At 42.2% G+C, this 7,371-nt stretch carries 3 protein-coding genes; 2 read left to right on the forward strand and 1 reads right to left on the reverse strand.

All coding sequences use genetic code 11. From position 1 onward, the window contains the following. Positions 1–38 precede the first annotated feature (38 nt). Entirely contained in the window at positions 39–2,501 is a 2,463-nt protein-coding gene (locus DS891_RS18295) for an EAL domain-containing protein (protein ID WP_254605949.1), read from the reverse strand. Positions 2,502–2,764: 263 nt separating this feature from the next. Between DS891_RS18295 and ggt the strand changes: the two genes are divergently transcribed. Next, positions 2,765–4,459: a gamma-glutamyltransferase gene (ggt, locus tag DS891_RS18300; protein ID WP_174170554.1), complete on the forward strand. Its 1,695-nt coding sequence runs from the start codon at positions 2,765–2,767 to the stop codon at positions 4,457–4,459. 112 nt (positions 4,460–4,571) lie between these two features. After that, positions 4,572–6,587: an amidohydrolase family protein gene (locus DS891_RS18305; protein WP_174170555.1), complete on the forward strand. Its 2,016-nt coding sequence runs from the start codon at positions 4,572–4,574 to the stop codon at positions 6,585–6,587. The last annotated feature ends 784 nt before the right edge of the window (positions 6,588–7,371 follow it).

Below are 7,371 nucleotides of genomic sequence, written 5' to 3' on the forward strand. Positions count from 1 at the left end.
TTCGGGCGCGATGTTGCTTTTAAAGTTTGTTTTGCTTGCTAAGATGAACGCTTAACTGGTTCGATCTTAGTATGGTAAAAGCTTTCAAATTGTGCAGCAGAAAGCGGCTTGCTGATCAGATATCCTTGACCAAAATCACACTCTAGCTGCTGCAATAAACGCAATTGCTCCAGTGTCTCCACGCCTTCGGCGACTACTTTCATCGATAAATTATGCGCCATGGCAATAATGGTTTTAACTAACGCTTTAGACTCGTGAGTGGTGAGCATATCGCTGATAAAACTGCGGTCTATTTTGAGTAAATCGAAGGGGTAATGACGGAGATAGTTCAGTGACGAATAGCCCGTACCAAAATCATCCAAAGATAATTTAAACCCTAACTGATGTAATTGGGTTAGGGTCTGTTTTACCTGTGCCTGTCCTGAGATCAGTACGCCTTCTGTGATCTCCAGCTCGATAAAGCGATTGGCAATCGGGATGTCTTTTACTAATAGCTCAATCTGTTTCAAAAGGTTTGGGTCTTTAAACTGCCTTGGTGATAAATTGATTGCGATACGGATGTCGGAGTCTAAGTGTTGCTGCCATTGGTGTGCTTGGTTAATAGCCGTTGAGAGCACAAACAATCCGATGTCGATGATCAAACCGCTTTGTTCCGCAACGGGAATAAATTCCGCGGGAGAGACATTACCCAGTGTTTTACTGTGCCAGCGAAGTAAAGCTTCCGCGCCAAATACATCACTGTTTTCAATATAAAATTGAGGTTGGTAAAACACTTCTAACTCGTGTTCATTTAGTGCTACGCGCAGTGCTTCCTCAATTTCAATGCGTCGAGACAACTGTTGACTCATCTTTTGATTAAATAGACAGTAGTTGTTGCGACCATTACTTTTGGCATTGTACATTGCGGTATCAGCGCAGCTAAGTAACTCTTGGGGGGAGTTCGCGTCTAAAGGATAGATAGCAACGCCTATACTGACTGAAATATTAAAATCTTTATCGTCGACAATAATGGGATGGTGAAAAAGTTTGATGAGCATATCGGCAACTGAGGTAATGTCTGCAGTATGTTTAAATCCTCCCATCAACACAATAAACTCATCACCACTAAGACGTGACACGGTATCTTGCTCACGTAGCGATTGCTTGAGTCTTTCTCCCGAAGCGATGAGAATTTGATCCCCCGTTTCGTGTCCGAGTGAATCATTGATCCTTTTAAAATCATCTAAATCAATAAAAAACACCACCGCAAGCTCATCGTTGCGTTCGGCATCAAACAGTTGCTGCGCTAGCCGCTCCATCGCTAAAAAGCGATTTGGTAAATCGGTCAATGAGTCATAAAAAGCGTGATGTAAAATGACTTCTTCTTGACGCTTTTTCTCGGTGATATCTCGCACTGCAATAACCAATTGATCTGTTCCTGGAATAGGGGATAACCGAGCTTCAAATAACTTCGCTTGATCAGCAATTGTCAGTGGATATTCTATTTGGGTTAATTGGTGGCGCTGATTGGCAGACTTGATGGCTTGGCTAAAGTGTTTAGCTGCGTGGGAGGGCAGTACTTCCGACATTTTCTTGTTGATAAATTGCTCAGGCGACATATACAAGTCGTCTGATTTTCCGGTATGACATTCTAAGATAGTGCCATCCGTATTGATTATAAAGAAAATATCCGGTAAAGCCTCAAAAACACTATTAATAAGAGCGTGACGGCGCTGTAATTCCTGGGTGCTTTGTAATTGTTGTTGCCAGTTTTTTTCTAACGTTTGTGCCATGACATTGAATTGCTTGGCAAGGACTCCAAGCTCGCCATGTCCCACAATGTCGGCTCTACTGCTCAAAGACTTTGTGGATAATGCATTGCCTACTTGGATCAGTCTTTTGATCGGTTTATGAATGAAGTAATGGGTAAAGCTTAGTAGCGCGATAATGATGAGTATCAAAAACACCGCTAAAATACCCGCCTTCGTTATCAACTGTTGCTTTAACGAAAGAAAAACGGTGCTTACGTCATAAATAGCAATCAGCCTAACTACATCAGCGGACTCAGCGACGGGCACTTTAGGAGAAATGGGAATAGCTGCGAGAAAGTGCTGCTGATTAGGGTCAAATGCCACTGTGAGGTCAAGTGTGCGTAGTGTTGCTGTCACTTGCGCCTGACTGATAACTTGATTAAATACTTGCAGTCCAACCGCTGAGTGTTGGGTCTCGTTGATGAGCGTTTCTCCTTGAATAAGGAAGAGCGCTTTATATTTACCGTCAGAATAATAATCCTCGAGAGTCAGACTTATCTGATTATCGTTGCCCTCCACAAATTCAGTGAAAAGATGTCTACCTAAATGCGTAAAGTTTTGTCTCAGCCTCGCCTCATAGCTTTCGAGCAGCATGTCTCGCTGGCTAACATATGAAATGGAGATAATAAAAGACGAGATCATCAAGCCACAGAGTACCGTGCCCCAAGTCAATGTTTGTTTTAAGTTTATAGAAATAACCCGATTACTCATAAATAACCAATTCAATTATCCTGATCTCGATTAGGTTTATTTTTTCTGCGTAGCACTTCAACATTTAAGTGTAGTCCAGCTGCAAAAGCTTGTATTAGATTTGAGCGAATACTCTTGTGGCAGAGCGAGTGCTATGGCGATGGTGTCTTGAGTTTTCGCATTAGGTCCAATCTCGTTTTCTTTCGCTTTGACCGCAAATGAATTGCTGTAAGCGAATTGGCTTTTTATATTGGTTAAAAAGAAAACAACAAAAGAGAAAAATAATGAATAAGGTCGTTAAGTGCACACTGGTTAGTATGCTATGTGCTTCTGTAAGCTCAGCGGCTCTCGCATATGACAGGATCACGGGAAAAGCTTTTGCTAGCCGTTCAGAGGTTATTGCAACTCAGGGCATGGCAGCAACTTCTCAACCACTGGCAACCCAAGTCGCAATAGAGGTATTGAAGCAAGGCGGAAACGCCATAGATGCTGCAATTGCAGCCAATGCCATGCTTGGCCTAGTGGAACCTACAGGTTGCGGTATCGGTGGCGACTTATTTGCTATTGTGTGGGACGCGAAGCAACAAAAGTTATTTGGTCTCAATGCTTCAGGGCGCTCACCAAAAAGCCTTTCGCTAGCAAAGCTACAGCAGCAAGGCGATACAATTCCAAGTTATGGGCCGCTTCCTGTTTCAGTGCCCGGTGCGGTCGATGGTTGGTTTGAACTGCACAAAACATTTGGCAAACTGCCAATGAAACAGTTACTTCAACCCAGTATCGACTACGCTAGAAGCGGCTTTCCAGTTTCGGAGTTGATTGCTTATTACATGCAGCGCTCGGTGTCAGCTCGTGAGCAATATTCCGGATTTAAAGAAGTATTTATGCCTGAGGGAGAAATGCCTAAAAAGGGAGAGATATTTAAGAATCCGGCACTCGCTAATACCTATGAGTTACTTGCAGAAAAAGGCCGCGATGCCTTTTATAAAGGCGAAATTGCTAAAGAAATCGACCGTTACATGAAGGCCAATGGTGGATACTTAAGTTACCAAGACTTGGCTGAGCACCACAGTGAGTGGGTTGACCCCGTAAGTGCTGATTATCGCGGCTACACGTTATGGGAACTACCTCCCAATGGTCAGGGCATTGCCGCCCAGCAAATTCTCAATATTTTAGAGGGCTATGATATCAAGGCTATGGGATTCGACAGCCCTGAGTATATTCACACCTTTGTTGAAGCAAAAAAACTTGCCTTTGCAGATAGAGCAAAATACTACGCCGATCCAGACTTTAATGAGATACCAGTCGCGACGCTTATTTCGCAAGCATATGCTGACGAAAGGCGTGCATTGATTGATCCAAATAAAGCAGCTAAACGCGATCATGCAGGGCCTGTAGAAGGGGATACCATTTATCTTACGACTGCCGATAAAGAAGGGAATATGGTGTCGCTGATCCAAAGTAATTTCCGTGGTATGGGCTCAGGTATGACTCCAGCTAAACTTGGCTTTGTCTTGCAAAATAGAGGCGAGCTATTTGCGTTAGATAAAAACCACTACAACGGTTATGCGCCGGGAAAAAGACCATTTCACACCATTATTCCTGCCTTTGTCACAAAAGATGGTAAACCATGGATGAGTTATGGCGTGATGGGAGGTGCGACTCAACCGCAAATGCATGCGCAGATCCTCATTAACATGATTGATTTTGGTATGAATCTACAAGAAGCGGGCGATGCGCCTCGAATTTTGCATAGTGGTTCATCGCAGCCAACCGGTGAAATCATGACGGATGGAGGGTATATCAGTCTCGAGTCTGGCTTTTCGATGGAAACCCGTAGAGAGCTGATAAAAAAAGGTCATAAGTTACAACAAGCAGTTGGTCCTTATGGCGGTTATCAAGCGATTATGCGAGATGGTAAAACTGGAGTGTACTATGGTGCATCCGAAACAAGAAAGGATGGCCAAGCAGCAGGTTACTAAAAGCCTGATTGGGTAGTGAAATCCACACGAATTGTAACAGTTAAAGCACTTCGCTTTTTGTTATCTTGATGTAATATTATTGTCGTTAAACGGAAATTTAAGGAACAATAACATGACAAAAATAATAACAAAGCGAAGTGCCTTGTCGACACTCGTTGCGGCGCTTTTAACTACGCAGAGTTGGGTAGTATTTGCTGACACCATTATCAATAATGTTTACTCAGAAAAGGGCTTAGCAGGTACGCTAACCCAAGAAAAAATCAACGAGCAAAACTATACAGCCAAAATTGAGTTTGGCTGGAACAACCGTCGGATCTTAATTGATGAAACCTTAAAGTTGAATGAAAAAGGGCTACCCATCAATTTTAGTCTTAAAGGACGTTCTGCTTTTGGCTCCACAATTGACGAAACGTTTAGTTATAACAGAGGCATTGCGCAGTGGAAAAGTGTCAATGAATCAGGCATTAAAGCTGACGCGACACTCGATTTCTACGTACCGTCTAATAACCACCTTGCACTAGATAACGCGACGATGCGTTATGTTCTAAAAAATAATAAATACGAATTAGATGTTTACCCTCAAGGTAAAATGCTTATCGAAAAAATGAAGACGATGAAGTTGGGGGAACAAACCGTTCATCTATTAGTAACGAGTGGCCTTAGTCTTACTCCTAATTTTGCATGGTATGACGACGATGGTAACTATTTCGCGCAAAGTTGGGGGCCAATGTATGTCTTGCGCGACGGCTACACCAAAGCACAGTTCGAAGAACTTGAGGCTATCCAAAAACAAGCCGAACAGCAACATCTAGAAAACCTCGCTAACAAGCTGACACATAATGTCCCTGTATTACTGATTGAAAATGTTGCCGTCTTTGATGGTGAGCAGAAAAAACTGCTGAAAAACCATGATGTGTTGATTAAAAATGGCAAGATTGTAGAAGTAGCTAAACATATTAAAAAGCAAAATGGTGCAGTTAGCCTTGATGGAAAAGGGAAAACCTTGATCCCAGGGCTTTGGGATATGCACGGTCATTTATCAAAAGAGAACGGTATTTTAAATATTGCGAACGGTGTTACCAGCGTTAGAGACATGGGTAACGAGCACGACAATATTATGGAAATTGAAGCGCTATTTAATACCAATCAGGTGTTGGGCTCGCGTGTATATCGTGCTGGCTTTATGGATAAATTCAGTGAAAACTCAGCAGGCTTAAGTGTGAAGTCATTGGAAGAAGCGCTCGAGACGGTCGATTTCTTTGCCGATAATGGCTATGTTCAAGTGAAGCTCTATTCTTCTATCGATCCGAACTGGGTAAAGCCTATTTCTGAACGTGCACATAGCCGTGGATTGAGGCTTAGCGGTCACGTGCCCGCGTTTATGACCGCAGAGCAAGCCATTGAAAATGGCTATGACGAGATTCAGCACATTAATATGCTATTCCTTAATTTCCTTGCTGGTGAAGAAGTGGATACCAGAACACAAAAACGGTTTTCACTGATGGGAGAGCAAGCTTCTGGCTTATCACTTGATAGTCCAGAGATGAATGCATTCATCAAGCTACTAAGTGATAAGCGCATCGTTGTGGATCCTACCGTATCAACATTCAGAAGCTTATTGATGGCAGAAGATCAAAAGATCAATCCGGAATTTGCTGCTATTTCAGAGCATATGCCAATTGCATTCGCTCGCGGTTTAAAAGGGGCTGAGATGCATGTTGATGAACAGTTTAAACTGAGCTATCAAGAGTCAGGTGAAGCAATGCAAAAAATGCTGAAAAAGCTCTATGATGCTGGTGTTCCAATGGTACCTGGAACGGATAATATTGCAGGCTTTACCTTGATCCGTGAGCTAGCACTTTACGTTGATGCGGGCATTCCTGCGGCCGATGTGCTGAATATGGCAACGCTTGAGAGTGCTAAATTGATGGGGGTTGCACATCAAACCGGTTCAATTGCCAAAGGCAAAGTGGCAGATCTAGTGTTGATCGATGGCGATCCACTTAAGGATATAACAGCACTGCAAAAAGCGACATTGGTGATCAAAGGTGAGCAAGCGTTTAAGCCTGCTGAAATTTACCAAGCGATTGGAGTGAAGCCGTTCACTACCTCGCCTTCGCTAAAGTAATTTTTAACGCAGTTAGCGTCAAATTTGCTCCTTCAAATTGAGCAAATATCAAGACAAATTGGTATTAAGCACATCACAAAAGTAATAGTTTGATGCTATAAAACCAGTGCAAAAAATATAACACTTGCACTGGTTCTATTTTCGTTACCTCGATATCAGACTAAATTGTATTTCTGAGTTTTACCAAAAGTGTTTCTAAAACAGAGGTTTGTTTAAAAAACAAACAAATTGTTCTGGCTTTCCTGTTACTACCTAATAAAAAATTCCTAAAAACGGTTTGGTGTAATCTTGTGTAATGGATAAATTTACTTTTTTGTTAATAAAGCGGTTTATTTATCAGTTTCTTGTGCTAGCCTTTTTCAGTACAGATCACGAGTCGTTGATGTGAAGCCATACAAATTGTGTGTGTTTTACCAGCTTCGGTATGGTCTTTTTTATAACTCTATTTGAGACTTTGATGTCGTCACCCTCGCGTACAAGGATGGTAAAAAAGTTGCCATATTCAAGCGTTAAAGTGACAGTGAGTGATTACAGCAATGTTGTATATATGCTGCAAGCAAATAGCAAAAGGTGCTGTTGATTAACTTGGCTCGCGGTTTTAGCGGTTAGTTAACCTTTATAGATATACCCTACAAACGTTTTCCTACTTAAGTGGGTACTGTGTTTGTTGCGGTTAAGTAATTGATTGGTTTTTTACAACGTTACTGATGGTTAACTGTCGCAAGCCAAATTGATACTGCTCGCGCTGTTGCCAAAGGAATCCCAACCAAGTTATGGGGATGGC

This window comes from Pseudoalteromonas sp. JC28 (genome assembly GCF_013319255.1).
In the GTDB taxonomy this organism is placed as follows: Bacteria; Pseudomonadota; Gammaproteobacteria; order Enterobacterales; family Alteromonadaceae; genus Pseudoalteromonas.

What these genes read in the sequence shown, in the direction of transcription:
- DS891_RS18295 (WP_254605949.1), bottom strand. Translation starts at nt 2,501, where the DNA reads ATGAGTAATCGGGTTATTTCTATAAACTTAAAACAAACATTGACTTGG.
- ggt (WP_174170554.1), top strand. Translation starts at nt 2,765, where the DNA reads ATGAATAAGGTCGTTAAGTGCACACTGGTTAGTATGCTATGTGCTTCT.
- DS891_RS18305 (WP_174170555.1), top strand. Translation starts at nt 4,572, where the DNA reads ATGACAAAAATAATAACAAAGCGAAGTGCCTTGTCGACACTCGTTGCG.